Below are 15,864 nucleotides of genomic sequence, written 5' to 3'. Positions count from 1 at the left end.
CGTCGGCCGTACGGAAAACGCTCCCCCGAGAAAGGGCCCCACCGTGGCCGCCAAGCCCGTGGCCAAGCGCCTTGTCGTGCTGGTCTCCGGTTCCGGTACGAATCTTCAGGCGCTCCTCGACGCCATCGAGACCGCCGGCACCGAGGCGTACGGAGCCGAGATCGTGGCCGTCGGCGCGGACCGGGAGGGCATCGAGGGGCTGGCCCGTGCCGAGCGCGCCGGGCTGCCCACGTTCGTGTGCAAGGTGAAGGACTTCGAGAGCCGCGAGGAGTGGGACGCGGCCCTCGCGACGGCGACCGCGGCATACGAGCCGGACCTGGTCGTGTCCGCCGGGTTCATGAAGATCGTGGGCAAGGAGTTCCTGGCCCTCTTCGGCGGCCGGGTCGTGAACACGCACCCCGCGCTGCTGCCCAGTTTTCCGGGAGCCCACGGCGTACGGGACGCGCTCGCGTACGGCGCCCGGGTCACCGGCTGCACCGTCCACTTCGTCGACGACGGCGTCGACACCGGACCGATCATCGCTCAGGGCGTGGTGGAGATCCGGGACGAGGACGACGAGAGCGCTCTGCACGAGCGCATCAAGGAAGTCGAGCGAAGGCTGCTCGTCGATGTCGTGGGGCGGCTCGCCCGCAACGGCTATCGCATTGAGGGACGAAAGGTAGTTATCCAGTGACCGCCGAGAGCAACAAGCGAGCCATCCGTCGCGCGCTGGTCAGTGTCTACGACAAGACCGGCCTGGAGGAGCTGGCCCGCGGCCTGCACGAGGCGGGCGTGGAACTCGTCTCCACCGGCTCCACCGCCTCCCGCATCGCCGCCGCCGGCGTCCCCGTCACCAAGGTCGAGGAGCTCACCGGCTTCCCCGAGTGCCTGGACGGCCGGGTCAAGACGCTGCACCCCAAGGTCCACGCCGGCATCCTCGCCGACCTGCGCCTGGAGAGCCACCGGCAGCAGCTCGACGAGCTGGGCGTGGCCCCCTTCGACCTGGTGGTCGTCAACCTCTACCCGTTCCGGGAGACCGTCGCCTCGGGCGCGTCCCCCGACGAGTGCGTCGAGCAGATCGACATCGGCGGCCCGTCGATGGTCCGCGCCGCCGCCAAGAACCACCCGTCGGTCGCCGTGGTCACCAGCCCGGCCCGCTACGCCGACGTGCTGAACGCCGTACAGACCGGCGGCTTCGACCTCAGCACCCGCAAGCGGCTCGCCGCCGAGGCGTTCCGGCACACGGCCGAGTACGACATCGCGGTCGCCGGCTGGTTCGCGAGCACCTACGCCCCCGTCGACGAATCCCGGTTCCCCGACTTCATCGGCGCCACCCTGGAGCGCAAGAGCACCCTTCGCTACGGCGAGAACCCGCACCAGCCCGCCGCGCTCTACATCGACACCGCGCCCACCGGCGCCCCCGGCAATGTCGGCCTCGCCCTCGCCGAGCAGCTGCACGGCAAGGAGATGTCGTACAACAACTACACGGACACGGATGCCGCCCGCCGTGCCGCGTACGACCACGACGAGCCGTGCGTCGCGATCATCAAGCACGCCAACCCCTGTGGCATCGCCATCGGTTCGGACGTCGCGGAGGCGCACCGCAAGGCGCACGCGTGCGACCCGCTGTCCGCGTTCGGCGGGGTCATCGCCGTCAACCGGCCGGTGAGCAAGGAGATGGCCGAGCAGGTCGCCGAGATCTTCACCGAGGTCGTCGTCGCACCCGATTACGAGGAGGGGGCCCTGGAGGCCCTCGCCAAGAAGAAGAACATCCGGGTGCTCAAGGCCCCGGGCGCGCCCCAGCATCTCGCCGAGATCAAGCCCATCGACGGCGGCGCCCTCCTCCAGGTCACCGACCGCCTCCAGGCCGACGGCGACGACCCCGCCAACTGGACGCTGGCCACCGGTGAGGCGCTGAGCCCCGAGGACCTGCGCGAGCTCGCCTTCGCCTGGAAGGCGTGCCGGGCGGTCAAGTCCAACGCCATCCTCCTCGCCAAGGACGGCGCCTCGGTCGGCGTCGGCATGGGCCAGGTGAACCGCGTCGACTCCGCGAAGCTCGCGGTGGAGCGGGCCGGCGCCGAGCGCACGCAGGGGGCGTACGCCGCCTCCGATGCGTTCTTCCCCTTCCCGGACGGCCTGGAGATCCTCACCGAGGCCGGCGTCAAGGCCGTGGTGCAGCCGGGCGGTTCGGTCCGTGACGAGCTGGTGGTCGAGGCGGCGAAGAAGGCGGGCGTGACGATGTACTTCACGGGCACGCGGCACTTCTTCCACTGAGACTGCACGCAGCGCTGTGGGGCCCGCCGGTCTTCGACCGGCGGGCCCCACGCCGTTATGACGAACTGCGCAGCCCGGCCCAGGTGTTGGGCCCCACCTCGCCGTCGACCTCCAGCCCCTTGTCGCTCTGGAACAGCCTGACCGCGGCGACCGTGTCCTGGCCGAACTGCCCGTCCACGCCCGCGCCGCCGACGCTGTAGCCGCGCTCGGTGAGCATGCACTGCACCTGGACGACGCGTTGGCCCTTGTCGCCCCGGGTGGTCAGTTCGGTGCCGGAGTAGTACGTGCACTGGGAGATCCAGGGCGGGGTGGCCGGCGTCGTGGCGGTCTTGGTGGGCGTGGCGGTCGGGGCGCTGCCGCCACTCGCGTTGCCGTCGGACGTGGCGGTGGCGGTGATGTCGTCGGCGGGGGTGGAGCGCGCTCCATCGGCACCGCCTACGGACGCGCCGGCGCTCTGCGACGCCTCCCCCTTCTCCTCCCCGGAGCCGTTTCCCTTCCCTTCCCCCTTGTCCTTCCCCTTCTCCTCCTTCTCGTCGTCGGAGGGCGAGGCGGAGGAGCTGGGGAGCGGGGAGGCCGGATTGTCGTCGGCGGTGCCGACTGCCGTCGGTGCGGCCGAGGCGGTCTCGTCGAGGGGCGCGCGGGTGAGGAGGACGGCGCCCGCGACGACGGCGCACACGGCGAGACCGGCGGCGACCGCGAGGTACGCCTTCCGCTTCTTGCGCCGCTCGCCGCCGGGCACCTGCGCGGAGGTGGTGTGCTGCCCGGGCGACGTACGCAACTGGACGGTCTCCTGACCCGGCTCCGGGACGGCGACACGTTCCAGTACGGCGCAGGCCTGCTGCCGGGCGAGCAGCCGGGCGTGGAGCGGCTCGTGCCAGGAGGCCACGTGGCCGTGACCGACGCCCGTCGCGGCGTCGGTGAGTTGCTCGGGGACGGGGCGCCCGGCGGGATCCTTGGCGAGACAGGCGGACAGCAGGGCGGCCAACGCCGGGTCCACGGCGGCGAGTTCGGCCATGACCTCCGCCTTCGGTTGCTCGAAGGCGACACGGTGCATCACGTCGACGCCCGTTCCGTCCCCGAAGGGGGCGTGCGCGGTGGCGGCGTAAATGAGGCTTCCCGCGAGCGAGAACACGTCGGAGGCGGTGTCGCACCGTCCCTCGCGCAGATACTCGGGCGACATGAAGGCCGGCGTGCCGACCCGGCTCCCGGTCGAGGTGATCGCGCTGCTGTCGGCGGCCTGCGCGATGCCGAAGTCGATGACGTGCGCGCCCTGTAGGGACAGGATCACGTTCGACGGCTTGAGATCCCGGTGTACGACGCCCACGGCGGCCAGCGCCGACAGGGCCTGCCCGAGATCGGCGACCAGCCGCCACACCCCGGCGACTTCCAGCGTGCCGCACTCGCGGACCGCGTCGGCGAGATTGAGGCCGGGCAGATACTGCGTCGCCATCCACAGCAAGGAGTCGTCGAACCCGGTGCCGAGCAGATCCGGCGCCCGCGGCGTGTGCACGCGTCCGTGCACGGACGCCTCCCGCTCGAACCGCCGCCGGAACCGGGGGTCTTCGGCGTACTCGGGCCGGATCACCTTGACGGCGGCGAGGCCGGGGGTGCTGTCGGCGGGCCGAGCGAGGTAGACGCGCCCCATGCCGCCGCTGCCGAGTAACCCGAGGGGGACGTAGGGTCCGATGCGGCCGGGGTCGGCCGGTTGCAGCGGTTTGGCGCCCGCCTGCTTCAACGCGGCGTCATCCGACGCCGGGGTGTTCGACGGCATGGGCTGCCACTGGTCTGTCATGGGTCCCCCGACTGATCCTGCTGATCCCTCTGCACACAACGCGCCGCTGTGCCACGCGAGTTGACGCGAGGCTATCGTCCCTGGGGCGGGAGAGTGCCCCTGAGGCCGACGAGCGCAGGGGTGATCAGTTGCAGCCGCTGTTGTTGCTGTAGCTCGCGAGGCGCCAGGCGTCCTGGTGGAGGAAGCGGTACATGCCGGACGAGGTGCGGTAGACGTCGAAGTAGTAGCGGGAGCCGTGGTAGCGGATCTTGTACTTCGTGGCGGAGGTCGAACCGGTGCTGCGGTACTCCAGCTCACCCGCCCTGGTCGACGCGTTCCACTTGTCGTCGGCCGAGCCGAACGTCTTCTTGCCGACCTTGCCGTCCTGCGTCAGCCCCCAGGCCTTCTGCAACTGCTTGGTGGCGTACGCGGTGTTCGAGCCGAACTTGCCGTCGATGTCGGCGTAGTCGAACTGCGTTCCGTTGCTCTCCTTGACGCCCTCCGCGTAAAGGATGATCTGCCACAGGCAGGTCGCGTTGCTGTCCTTGTGCGACGACGTCGACAGCGTGCCCTCGTCGGCGAAGTCGTCGTAGAACGAGCCGCCGCCGCTGACGTAGCCGTTGGACGCAGATGCCGAAGCCGGTGAGGCGCTGACCGCCAGTGCGCCCGCGACGGCGGCGCTCACCGCGGCGGTGGTCAGACGGGTGCGGGTCATACGGAACTTCATGTGGGTCCTTCCCCCGTGGAACGTGTGGCGCGTTTGCCATGATCATGATCGCATGACGAGGTGGCACGCCTGAGGGGCGCACCATGCGTACGGTGCGCCCCTCGCCCCCGGTTCCCCCCTCGGTCCCCGGTCCGGGGCGTCAGCAGTTCTTGCTGGTCACGTCCTTCCACGTCTTGCCGACGCCCGTGTACTGCTTGCCGTTGAAGTGCGCGGGCCTGCGGTGATCCTCGGTCGGGATGCCGTCCGTCCGGTAGCGCTGCTCGTAGTGCAGGTGGGCCCAGTCGGTGGAGCTGCCCTCGGCGCCGATATGACCGATCAGCGTCTTCGCGGTGACGCTGTCGCCCTTCTGGACGTACTTGTTGTGCTTGTCCTTCAGGTGGTAGTACGCCGTGTACCAGCCGCCCCCGTGGCTGATGATGATCACGTTGCCGGCGCCGTTGTCCCAGAAGGTCTGGGCCACCTTGCCCTGGTAGCCGGGGTGGACGGGCTTTCCGCCGGACCCGGTGTTGCCCTTCACCACGATGTCCAGCGCCGGGTTGTGGCCGCTGTCGTAGGTGTTGAGCTGCCAGTGGGTGTCGCACTCGAACGGCATCTGGAACTTGGGCTTGGTGGCTGCCGCCTCGTACTGCCCTCCGGCGTACGACGGCGTCCCCGTGCCGAGCCCCGTGCTCACCGCCAGGGTCAGTGCGGCGGCTGTGAGCGCCTTCATCAGTGGTCCCCCCCGTTGTGAAGTCCGTCGAACTGCTTGTCGTGCTCCTGCTGTGACCGAACGCATCGATCATGCGCGGAACGGCGACGGCCGGGAACCTCGAAAGTTGTAGGGCATCAGCAGGCCGTCACCCAGTCGTGGGAGCGGACGAACAGGCCGTCGCCCGGGAGGTTGACCTTCGCGTTGGACTGGATGCACCCGACCGGTGCCACCCTCCCGGCCCGGCCGAAGAGCTTGACGTCCTCCAGCGGGTCGCCGTCCACGAGGTCGTAGCCGTTGTTGAAGGCGGACTTGGGCCTGGTCTGCTTCACCCAGTCACAAGTGATGGCCCCGTCCAGCCAGTTGTCGTCGAACTCGTACCAGGCGCACATCTCGCCCTGTCCGTCCGCCTTCGTGAAGAAGCAGACGTCACCGCGGTCGCAGCGGGCGTACCCCTGGGGCGCGGGCTCGCGCAGGGCGAGGAACCCCGCCGTGGCCAGAGACCCGGCCGCGACCAGGGCGAGTCCGCCCAGCAGGGCCGGGTGAGGGCCGCGGCGCGGTTGCAGCCGTGGCAGGCGCGGTGAGCGGGCGGCCCCGGCCGCGGCCTCGACCCGGCGGAGCAGGGACAGGGCGGCGTACGGGGCGCGGGCGGCGTGTGTGGGAGCGAGGCAGTCGGTGACGATCTGCCGCCAGTCGTCCGAGAGTTCGGGCGAGAGGCGCAGCTCCGTGCGGCCGTCGGCGTAGCGCAGGGCCGCGTCCCGGCGGGCGCCCGGTGTCGCTCCGGGCAGCGGCAGGGCGCCGGTGAGGACCAGGTGGGCGAGGACGCCGAAGGCCCAGATGTCGGCGGTGGGCCGGATCCGGTGGCCCTGCTCGCCGACCTCGGCCCACAGCAGCTCCGGCGGTGAGTAGTCGGAGCTCGCGAAGGCGGGCGCGTAGGCGTGGGTGCCCTCTAGTTCGGCGGCCATGTTGAAGTCCGCGAGCCGTACCGAACCGTCCGCCATCAGCAGGACGTTGGCCGGCTTGAGGTCGCCGTGCACCCAGCCCGCGTGATGGAGGTGGGCGATGCCCTCGCAGATCTGGGCGAGCAGCGAAGGCCCGCCGGGGACGGCGACGGCCCGCCCGCCCGCCGCCCGCCGCTCGCCCGGCCGGTCGAGCAACAGGTCCAGGGAGCCTTCCGCACGCTCCAGTACGAGGACGGTGGCACCGTCGAGGTACGGCTGGTCCGGGTCGTCGACGGTCAGGGTGTCGTACATCCGGATGAGGCGAGGGCGTTGCAGTCGGCGCAGCAACTCGGTCTCGCGCCGGGTGAGTTCCTGGAGGTGGCACAGCTGGCGTGGGGTGCGGGTGCCGGTGGGCAGGAACTTCAGGGCGACCTCGGCGGGGAGGTCTTGTGCCGCGTCGGCGGAATCCGCGCGGCGGGCGACGTACACGCTGGCGAAGGACCCTGACGCGATGGGCTCGCGCACCTCCCAGGCCCCGACCCGATACCCCTTCGGCACGGACACGGTGTGCGGCGTCGCGTCCAGGCTCATCGCTCGGCACCGTGCTTCAGCAGAGCGAGGTCGTCCTCCCGTACGAGATCGAAACGCAGCGCGAGGGAGACGAGCCGTTCCTTCCGGCCGTTGAGGCGGGGGCCGCTCTCGGCCACGGTGTCCGGGGCGGGCTTCAGCCGTAGTTTCACCGCCAGGTAGTCGATGTTCCACTGCACCGAAGTGCGCGACACCGAAGGCCAGTTGGGGCGCAGCAGTTCGGTGAGTTCCTCGGCGGTGGGCAGCGGAGCGTGCGGTTCGCCGCGCAGACGGGCTGCGCACAGGCCGACGAGGACCTGGAAGTAGCGCCGGTCCCGGTCGAGCGGGAACGCGGACGCGGTGGGCGCGCCGGCTCTGGGGCCCGGCCGGTCGAGGTAGTCATGGCGCGGTGCCCAGACGTCGAAGCTCAGCAACTCGCTGCCGGCCGGCAGGACAACCCGCGAGAACTCGAACGGGATCGGCGCCGCCAGCCGTCCCGGCGCGACCTTGACATGCTCGCCGGCGCCCTCCGGGTTCTCGACGACGTACGTCTGCGCGCCGCTGAGGTTGCTGAGCGTCCAGTGCGCCTCCACGGCCGTGATCTCTCCGGCGTCTCGGGAGACACCCTCGTGCGGGATGGTGAGATGCGGGCCCGACGAGGTCCCCGTACGGCCGTTGCGACCGAAGGACAGGGTGTCACCGCAGGTGAGGTGGAACTGGTCGCCGGTGCCTAAGCTGTTGCCGGGTACGACGATGATGCTGTGCATGTGCGTTTCCTCCCCCATGGATGAACTAGCGGCAGGTTAGGGGGAGTCGGGATGCGAGGAGCGGGTATTGCGGGAGGCCGCAAAAGGCTTGCGGCGCGGCGACGGGCGGCACGCCGGACACGGGAGGCCCGCCGGGGGTACCGGCGGGCCACGGGTGAGCCGGCGTCAGCTGCTCAGCTGATCCAGCTTCCGGCGAGGCAGCCACTGGGGTAGACCCATCGGTGGGACGAGATCTGGTTGTCCATGCTGATGTTGGTGCCGGTGAAGTAGTTGTCCCTCAGATCGTCGGCGTAGAGCTCGTCCGAGTCGAGGCAGCCGTAACCCCCCGCGTAGTTGGCGTGGCGGTAGAACGCGACGACGTCCTCGCCCGCGGGGTAGCCCGCGTTCATCACGGATTCGGCGTTGTCGTTGTCGGAGCCGTAGAAGTCGTCGTCGGACGACGTGGCCCAGTTCGCGTCGTCCCCCTGTGTGTACCCGAGTCGGATGCCGGTGCAGTCTCGTCCCGACCAGGCGTAGACGTTGCCGTTGCGGTCGTCGGGCCATACGGCATTGCAGCCGGGCCCGCGTACGCTCAGCTCGTCCGCCTGAGCGGTCGTGGCCGGTATTCCGGCACCGACGGCGGCCAGCGCGAGGGCGGCGATGGCTATGAATGGCTTTCGCATCTTTCCTCCTGTTTGAGTGCTTATGGCTGCCTTGTTCCAGGCATGCCGGTCCACGACGAATCGCCGCGGAAGTCTGTGAACGGAGCTCGGGCGAGATCAGCGCCTGGGGCCGACGAGCTTCTCGGCCCGAGCCAGGGCTTCCCAGCGGAGCCGTCGATGCGTCGCGAGTTCCTCGCCGTAGTCGGCGGTCAACTTCTCGACGTAGTACGCCTCCCGGGCCTTGCCGACCGTCTTCAGTGAGGTCTCGCGAGCGCATGCCGCGTCTGCCGCCGCGATCTCCGTCTCGGTCGCGAAACCTCGTTTCGTCGCGGCCTCGCGCGCCCGGCCCGGGTCCGCATGGTGATGGCCCGCCCGGCGCATACAGGCCGACCAGGCCCGCAGCGCTTCCCCGAACCGCTTGTCGCGCATCACTTCCGGTACGTACAGCGGGCGGAGGTTGTCAGCCACCTTGTCCGCGTGGAACCAGGTGTCGAGGTCGCCGTACAACTGCTTCTGAGCCTCGCTCACGCAACCGCCCGCCCGGCGGTGGATCGTGCCGCCACCCGGTACCTCCGCCGTGAGTACGGGAGTGCCCGGTCCGCCGTCCAGAGCTGCGTCGTACGCCTTGCCCCGGGCGACCGGGAGCGAGCCACGATAGGCACCGTTCGGGTTGTGCTTCCGCCCCCACTCGGACTTGGCCGCGATCCGGCTGCCGTACCCGTGCTCGCGCGCCCAGGCGACGTCGTCCTGCACATAGCCGATCGGCCGCCTCTCCGCCGCCGACAGCACATGCCACGTCCAGTAGCGGAAGCCGGCCCGGTTCATACAGCGCTTGATCAGCAGTTGCTCGGCATCCGAGATCCGCAGCTCCTCGGCTGGGGTCAGGTTCCGGACCTGCTCACCGGCCGCGCCCTGGTCGGAGCCGCCGCGGCACCCCGCCAACACCCCCAGCATGATCGTCGCCGCCGTCAGTGCGGACATGGCGCGTCGTCCCACGTTTCGTCTCCCCCGTTGGAGCGCCTTCCTCTGTGGTGGGCGCTCGTGCATCACTGTGGGGCGTGTACGGAGCCGTGGGTACCTGGAGAGTTCCAGGGGACCCGAGGAAGAAACCGACCTCCCCCTGTGCCGCGTCCTAGAGACGGCCTGGGCAGCGCATGGGGGGGTGACACGTGCTTCGTATTCATTTCACCGCCGCGGATCTGGGGCGGGTGCGGTTGGCGCAGCGGGCGGACGTGTTGTGGGAGTCGGTGCTGAGCCTGCATCAACTGGCCTGCCCGGACTTCTTCTTCACGGCGTGGTCGCGCCGTGCTCGCTCCTCGCTGGCCGGCGCCGGCCTGGGCGCGGATGTGCGGTTGCTGATGTCGCTGGTGCCTCCCACCGGATACTTCCCGGACTTCCTCACCCCGGCCGCCAACGGGCCCTCGGCCGACCTGGAGACGGGGATCGAGGCAGTTCTCACGACGGGCAAGCGGCGGCTGCGCACCGACATCGCCCTGCTGGCCGACGAGGTCGCCCGGCCGGCCGGCTGGCTGGACGACCTGGCCCGGGGCCGGCCGCCCGCGTTGCGGCGCCTGGGTACGGCATTGCGCCGCTACCACCAGGCCGCCCTCGCCCCCTGCTCCACCGCTTCCGCCACCCAGGTCGGCGCCGACCGCGAGAGCCAGGTGCAGCGTCTGCTCGACCACGGCAGCGAAGCACTCCTCGCCCACCTCGGCCCCACCCTGCGCTGGAGACCGCCGGTCCTGGAGGCCGACTACCCGGTCGACCGTGACCTGTACCTGCAAGGCCGCGGCCTGACGGTCATCCCCAGCCTCTACGCCATCCACATACCCGTCACCCTCGCCGACGCCGACCTCCAGCCCGTGCTGGTCTACCCCGTCCCCCGGGGCCCGCTGTGGCTGCCCGACACCCCCGACCACCCGGCGACAACGGCCCTGGACGACCTGCTGGGCCCCACCCGCGCCGCCGCGCTGCGTCACCTCGGCACTCCGCACACCACCACCTCGCTCGCCGCCCGCCTGACGACCTCACCCTCGACCGTCAGCCGCCACACGGCCGTACTGCGCCGCGCCGGCCTGGTGACCACCGAGCGGACGGGCACGAGCGTCCTGCACCGCCGTACCCTGCTCGGCACCGCCCTGGTCCACGGCGGCTGAGCAGCCGGCCGCGCGGCCCCGCATGGGGAAACGCGGCCCCCGGCCCTCCCCCCAGGGAGCCGGAGACCGCGCGGCCCGGTCAGGTCAGCACGCTCGACGGGTCAGAACCTCCCCTGGTTGAGGGCGGCCTGCAGAGCGTTGGTCGTGGCCGAACCCCAGTCGCCGTCGACCGTGAGGCCCGCGCCGATCATGGTGTTGAGGTGTCGCTGGAGGGCCTTCACCGTGGCCGTGCCCACGTCGCCGTCCACGGTCAGCTCGGCGTCGGCCCAGTTGTTCAGGTGCTGTTGCAGGGCCTGCCTGGAATCCGGGCCCCATACGCCGTCCGCGGTGACGCCGATGGCCTGCTGGGTCGCGGAGACGGTGCTCGGGCCAAAAACGCCGTCCACCGTCAGACGGGCACCGTCCTCGTAACGGCCGTACGCGGCATCGGTGTCAGGCCCCCACAGCCCGTCGGCGGTGACCCCGACGGTGCCCTGGAGCCACTTCACGCCCGCTTCGGTACGCGGCCCGAAGATGCCGTCGACGTCCAACTGCGGGGTGTGTCCGAGTCCGTTCACCGCGCTCTGCTGGTAGGAGACCGAACGGATCGTCGTGAGGCCGCCGTCGGAGTGCGGCGCCTTTCCGCCCGTGTAGTCGTTGTACGCGCCCTCCGTGGCCGGTCCCCACAACCCGTCGGCGCTGACGCCGACTTTGTCCTGGAGCCATTTGACCCCGGCCTCGGTCTTGGTACCGAAGATGCCGTCGACGTCCAACTCCGGGGAGTGTCCCAGGCTGTTCACGGCGCTCTGCTGGGAGGCGATCGACCGGATCGAGGTCAGGCCGTTGCTGCCGGTGCCGGTGCCGATGTAGGCGCGGTACGCGGCCTCCGTGTTCGGGCCCCAGATGCCGTCCGCATCCGTACCGACCTTGTTCTGGAGCCATTTGACCCCCGCTTCGGTCCTGGGTCCGAAGATGCCGTCGACCACCAACTGCGGGGTGTGTCCAAGGCCGTTGACCGCCTGCTGCTGCGCTGCTACGGCCCGCACGGAGCTGTCGCCGGGCGTACCGTCGCCGCCGCCCACGACGTCCGACAGCCCGTCCGTCGGCATGCCCTGCCCCACCCATGACCGCAGGTCGTTGCCCGGGCACTGCGTGGAGTCCAGAGCGCTGTGATACGTCGTGGAGAGGGTCCGGCCGACGACGCTGTTGGTCTTCTCGTACAGGCTGCGGATCGCTCTCTTCGCCGCCACGGTGGCGTCACCGTCCCGGCCGATGAAGCACACCGCGATGTGCGATCTGTTGTAACCGCGGGTGTGCGCGCCCTCGTTGTCCCAGCCGCGCCCCTCGTAGATCCGGCCGCCCTGGTCCACGAGGAAGTTGTAGCCGATGTCCCACCAGCCGTTCGAGTCCATGTGGTAGTTCTGGATCGCCCGTACGGTCTGGGTGGGCGGGCCGGCGGAGTAGTGCACGACGAAGCCCGCGCGTTCCGAGGCCGGGACTTTCGCCACGTCTCGGGGCGGCCGGGCTCCCCAGCCCGCTCGGGAGATGATCCTCAACTCGGGCGGGGCGGGAGCGGGCTTGTTCCCGGTGCCGCCCGACACCGGCGGTTCGGGGTCGATGAACGAACCGTTGTTCGCGTACGGCGACAGGAACGTGCCCGGGCACTTCGTGGGGAAGTCGTCGGCGCTGTGCGGGAAAATCAGCTCCCCGGCCTTCCGGTCGGAGCCGAGTTCGTACCGCAGATGGTGGATGAGATCCCTCATCGACGTCAGCATCACGGTCGTCGGCTCGTCCTGGGTGCCCAGCATTCCCTGGATCGAGTAGAAGGCGGTGTTCCGGCCGAGTGTCCGGCCGCCCACGTCGATGGTGCGGCCGCCGTTGGCCTCGCCTCTCTGGTAACCCCGGCCCTCGTAGATGATTCCGTGGGGGCAGACCAGGAAGTTGTACATGATGTCCTCGGCCTCGTACCAGTGGTCCGAGAAGATGCTCGCTATCTCCTTCCGGCAGGTTGTCTCCGAGCCCGAGGAGAACGAACCTCCCTTCCCCATGTAGTGAATGAACACACCGCCCGTCCAGGGCTCCCATGCCCTGTTGGACACCTCTGGGGGCTTGCTGTATCTCGCGATGATGTCCTGGTTGTCGGGCTCCGGAATGAGAGAGATGTACTGGGCCCACGTGGAGCGCTTCTCAATGGTGATGGACGGCATTCGACATCACTGCTTTCTTCGGTTCGGACGGTCTCGGGCAGCGCACTCCGACGCCGACACCCACTGGTGCGAACGGATGGAGTTCACAGGGCGGCCGTCGGGGAACGTCAGCTCCGATGTCTCGCTCACATAGGGCTCCGAGCGAGTCAGGCACACGTGGTCACCGGTGTGACCCGGGCCTTCGTAGAGCTTGACGGCCATGCCGGTGGTTCCCTTCTGGAGCAGGGAACCCACATCGCCCGTGTCGAGGCCGCGGACGGGGCCGGAGGTGTCATCCCAGTCCGGGTCATCGGCGCCGGCCCGGGCGAGGAGGCCGTTGCAGTTCGTGGACCCGTAGAGGTAGAGGTAGCCGGGCGGCGCGCTGTTCCAGGCGTTGTCGCAGGGTGTGGCGGCCTGGGCGCCGGTTGCCGGGACGAGGGCCCCGAGAGCGGCGAGGGCGAGTGCCGTCAGCGTGGCGGAGAATGTGCGCATGGTGGGCTCCTTGTCTCAGGTGTTGCCCGTGGCCCGCCGGGAGGTGGCGGGCCACGGGTGGGGGTCGGCTCAGGAGTCCAGGACCGTCCCGCATCCCGACCAGATCCACCGGTGGGAACTGATCTGGTTGTTCACCTCGATGCCGGTGGTGAAGTACTGGTTGTCGAGGCTGCTCATGTACTTTTCGCCCTGGGTGAGGCAGGTGTGACCGCCCGCCCAGTCGTCCCCCGTCCCGTTGAAGAGCTGGACGCGCATGCCGCTCGTGCCCTTGTTGATGAGGGACGTCGCCTGGTTGGTGTCGCTGCCCTGGAAGACGCCGGTGCTGTTGCCCCAGTCCTGGTCCTGGCCCTCGGTGCTGCCGAGAAGGGTGCCGCAGTTGGTGGCGTTGTACGCGGCGAACTTGCCGGGATCGAGGGCGTTGTAAGCGTTGTCGCAGGGTGTGGCGGCCTGGGCGCCGGTTGCCGGGACGAGGGCCCCGAGGCCCGCGAGACCGAGAGTCGTGGCCATGGCCAGGATCTTGCGCATGATGCATCACTCCTTGTGTGTGGATGTGGTGTTGCGGTGCCCCGCGGCTCTGGCGCCGCGGAAGACTGGAAGTCCGGATGCCCGGTCCCCGGACGACAGGCGCTGGGTCAGGCCGTCGAGCCGGTGATCTCCTCGGCCTGGGCGAGCGCGTCCAGGCTCATGCGCTCGTAGGCGGCGATGTCATCGCCGTACAGCGGGAGTTGCTTCTCCCGGTACTCGGTGTCGAGCGTGCGTGTCGTCCTGGCCAACGGCGTCTCGTTGGCACAGGTGGCCTCGGCGACCGCGAGGTCGACCTCGACGGCGTACGCCTTCTCCTCGCTCAGGCCCTCGGTGAGCTCGGTGAGCTTCTCGCGGGCCTGCGACGGCTTGGCGTAGTCATGGCCCGCCACTCGCATGCACGCCGACCACTTCTTGACCGCGTCCGTGAATCGCCGGTCCTTGACGAGGTCCGGTTGGTACAGAGGCGTCAGGTTCGTGGCCGTCTTCTCGGCCCGGAACCAGGTCTCGAAGTCCCCGTACAGCCGGCCCTTGGCGTCGGCCAGGCAGCTGTCACGAGGTGCCTGGACCGCGCCGCCGACGGGAAGGTCGGCCGTCAGCATCCCGCTCGACGTCGAGCCCAGCAGTGTGTCGCTGTACCGGGCGCGTTCCTCCCGCGGGAGCGTTTTGGCGTATGCGCTGTTCGGGTCGTCGCGCTGGACGTTCTGGGCCTTCTTCTGAAGCCGGCTTCCGTAGCCGTTCCGCTTTGCCCAGCCGACGTTGGTCAGGAAGAAGCCGTCGCCCTTCAGGTCGTCGACCGTCGGGAGGGCCCCCACCCAGTACTTGAAGCCCTTCTTCTCCATGCACTCCTTGACGAGCAGTTGCTCGGCACGCCGTACCACGACCTCCTCGGTCGCTGTCAACTCACGTCCCTGGCCGCCGTGTTCGGCCGCCGCGGTGCAGCCGGCGGTCGTGGCGGTGACGATCGCGACACTCGCGCAGGCCGAACTAAACATGCGCCTCATGCCCGTTGAACCCCCGTTTATCGCGTCTTGATCTCCGCGACCTACGATCGCCCCGCTGACCGTGCCGAACCAATGCTGTTGCGCTGTAGAGCAAAAGCCGAGCTCAATGGGGGAGAACGACATGCTCCGCATTCATTTCAGCTACGCGGATCTGGCGAGAACCCGAATTGCCACCGCGCCTGATCCGCTCTCGGAGATCGCCGCGAGTCTGCACCGATTACAGTCGCGGAGGGGGCGGTGGGCCTACGCCGGGTGGTATCGCACGGCACGGCAACAGCTTCGGGAGAGGGGGCTGGAGCGTGTCTTGCGGAGCGTTTTCCTGCCCCTTTATCCAAGGGCCGCGTACTTTCCGGACTTTCTGACTCCCGCCGATGCGGTGGGCGACCTGGATGCGGGAGTGGAATCAATTCTGGCCACGCCTCCGCAACGGGTCATGAAGGAGATGGCCATCCTCGACCGGACCATCGGAGCCCCTTCGTGGGCCGGGCACCTGGCCGGGCTGGAGGCGCGCAGGGAGTTCGTGGGGATGCTGCGCGCGTACTATGACGCGGTCGTCGCGCCGTACGAGGACCACGCACAGGCCCGGATCGAGGCCGAGCGGGCGGCGCGCGCCCGTGGGCTCCTGGACGGCGGAGTCGAGGGCATGCTCTCGGGACTCGGGCCCATGCTGAACTGGCGCCCGCCCGTCCTGGAGGCCAACTACCCCAGGCAGACCGACGACCGCGACCTGCATCTGAACGGACGCGGGCTCACGCTCGTCCCCTCGTACTTCAACTGGGGTGAGCCGGTCGCCTTCGCCGACCCGGAACTGCCGCCCGTGCTCTGGTACTCGCTGCTCCACGAGCAGAGCCCGCCGCCGGACGGCCCGCACGGTGCCGATGCCCCGGACGCACCCCTGACCAGCCTGCTCGGGCGGGCCCGCGCGGTCGCGCTGCGTGCCGCGTACTCCGGCGCCACGACCGGCGAGATCGCCCGCGCCGCCGGAGTCTCGGCATCCTCCGCCAGCAGACATGCCACCGCGCTGCGCGACGGGGGGCTCATCACCACCACCCGCAACGGCCCTGCCGTGTTGCACACCCTCACTCCGGCAGGGGCGTCCTTGCTCCGAGCCGCCACGCGGACGCCGGCCGGCGCCTGAGTCCCGCCCGGGCCTTCTTCATCGCGTCTCTG

At 69.8% G+C, this 15,864-nt stretch carries 15 protein-coding genes; 4 read left to right on the top strand and 11 right to left on the bottom strand.

Going from position 1 to position 15,864, the window contains the following annotated elements; all coding sequences use genetic code 11:
* The first annotated feature begins 43 nt into the window (after window positions 1-43).
* Window positions 44-673 (top strand): phosphoribosylglycinamide formyltransferase, encoded by a 630-nt coding sequence (purN, locus tag ACIHFB_RS35135; RefSeq protein ID WP_400129032.1) that lies wholly within the window; start codon window positions 44-46, stop codon window positions 671-673.
* Entirely contained in the window at window positions 670-2,253 is a 1,584-nt protein-coding gene (gene purH / locus ACIHFB_RS35130; protein ID WP_400129031.1) for a bifunctional phosphoribosylaminoimidazolecarboxamide formyltransferase/IMP cyclohydrolase, read from the top strand. The genes purN and purH overlap by 4 nt, the downstream gene beginning before the upstream one ends.
* A gap of 55 nt (window positions 2,254-2,308) precedes the next feature.
* Here purH and ACIHFB_RS35125 read toward each other — a convergent pair whose 3' ends face one another.
* The 7 genes from ACIHFB_RS35125 to ACIHFB_RS35095 form a co-directional block, all read right to left on the bottom strand.
* Window positions 2,309-4,045, bottom strand: a complete 1,737-nt coding sequence (locus tag ACIHFB_RS35125) for a protein kinase (RefSeq protein ID WP_400129030.1) — start codon at window positions 4,043-4,045, stop codon at window positions 2,309-2,311.
* A gap of 124 nt (window positions 4,046-4,169) precedes the next feature.
* A complete protein-coding gene (locus tag ACIHFB_RS35120) occupies window positions 4,170-4,739 on the bottom strand; it encodes a peptidoglycan-binding protein (RefSeq protein ID WP_400129029.1) in 570 nt (189 codons plus the stop codon).
* A 151-nt stretch (window positions 4,740-4,890) separates the two neighbouring features.
* Window positions 4,891-5,460: a M23 family metallopeptidase gene (locus tag ACIHFB_RS35115; RefSeq protein ID WP_365280794.1), complete on the bottom strand. Its 570-nt coding sequence runs from the start codon at window positions 5,458-5,460 to the stop codon at window positions 4,891-4,893.
* Window positions 5,461-5,576: 116 nt separating this feature from the next.
* The gene (locus ACIHFB_RS35110) at window positions 5,577-6,971 is read right to left on the bottom strand and encodes a protein kinase (RefSeq protein ID WP_365280791.1); all 1,395 of its coding nucleotides are present in this window, start codon (window positions 6,969-6,971) and stop codon (window positions 5,577-5,579) included.
* Entirely contained in the window at window positions 6,968-7,714 is a 747-nt protein-coding gene (locus ACIHFB_RS35105) for an FHA domain-containing protein (RefSeq protein WP_365280788.1), read from the bottom strand. The genes ACIHFB_RS35110 and ACIHFB_RS35105 overlap by 4 nt, the downstream gene beginning before the upstream one ends.
* Window positions 7,715-7,887: 173 nt before the next feature.
* The gene (locus tag ACIHFB_RS35100; RefSeq protein ID WP_365280786.1) at window positions 7,888-8,376 is read right to left on the bottom strand and encodes a hypothetical protein; all 489 of its coding nucleotides are present in this window, start codon (window positions 8,374-8,376) and stop codon (window positions 7,888-7,890) included.
* Between the two features lie 96 nt (window positions 8,377-8,472).
* Window positions 8,473-9,351, bottom strand: a complete 879-nt coding sequence (locus ACIHFB_RS35095) for a hypothetical protein (protein ID WP_365280783.1) — start codon at window positions 9,349-9,351, stop codon at window positions 8,473-8,475.
* Between the two features lie 173 nt (window positions 9,352-9,524).
* Between ACIHFB_RS35095 and ACIHFB_RS35090 the strand changes: the two genes are divergently transcribed.
* Entirely contained in the window at window positions 9,525-10,511 is a 987-nt protein-coding gene (locus ACIHFB_RS35090; RefSeq protein ID WP_400129028.1) for an ArsR/SmtB family transcription factor, read from the top strand.
* 101 nt (window positions 10,512-10,612) lie between these two features.
* Here ACIHFB_RS35090 and ACIHFB_RS35085 read toward each other — a convergent pair whose 3' ends face one another.
* From ACIHFB_RS35085 to ACIHFB_RS35070, 4 genes are all read right to left on the bottom strand, one after another.
* Complete coding sequence (locus tag ACIHFB_RS35085; protein WP_400129027.1) at window positions 10,613-12,697, bottom strand: peptidoglycan-binding protein; 2,085 nt, start codon at window positions 12,695-12,697, stop codon at window positions 10,613-10,615.
* Between the two features lie 6 nt (window positions 12,698-12,703).
* Window positions 12,704-13,168 (bottom strand): hypothetical protein, encoded by a 465-nt coding sequence (locus ACIHFB_RS35080; RefSeq protein ID WP_400129026.1) that lies wholly within the window; start codon window positions 13,166-13,168, stop codon window positions 12,704-12,706.
* A gap of 69 nt (window positions 13,169-13,237) precedes the next feature.
* A complete protein-coding gene (locus ACIHFB_RS35075) occupies window positions 13,238-13,693 on the bottom strand; it encodes a hypothetical protein (protein WP_365280772.1) in 456 nt (151 codons plus the stop codon).
* 107 nt (window positions 13,694-13,800) lie between these two features.
* Window positions 13,801-14,694: a hypothetical protein gene (locus ACIHFB_RS35070; RefSeq protein ID WP_400129025.1), complete on the bottom strand. Its 894-nt coding sequence runs from the start codon at window positions 14,692-14,694 to the stop codon at window positions 13,801-13,803.
* A gap of 433 nt (window positions 14,695-15,127) precedes the next feature.
* On the opposite strand from ACIHFB_RS35070, the gene ACIHFB_RS35065 reads away from it, so the two are divergent.
* A complete protein-coding gene (locus ACIHFB_RS35065) occupies window positions 15,128-15,832 on the top strand; it encodes a hypothetical protein (RefSeq protein WP_400129024.1) in 705 nt (234 codons plus the stop codon).
* The last annotated feature ends 32 nt before the right edge of the window (window positions 15,833-15,864 follow it).

It is taken from the genome of Streptomyces sp. NPDC051963, assembly GCF_044593495.1.
Taxonomy (GTDB): Bacteria; Actinomycetota; Actinomycetes; order Streptomycetales; family Streptomycetaceae; genus Streptomyces.
The sequence above is the reverse complement of the archived record's forward strand: the minus strand, read 5'-3'. Positions and strand labels throughout refer to the sequence as shown.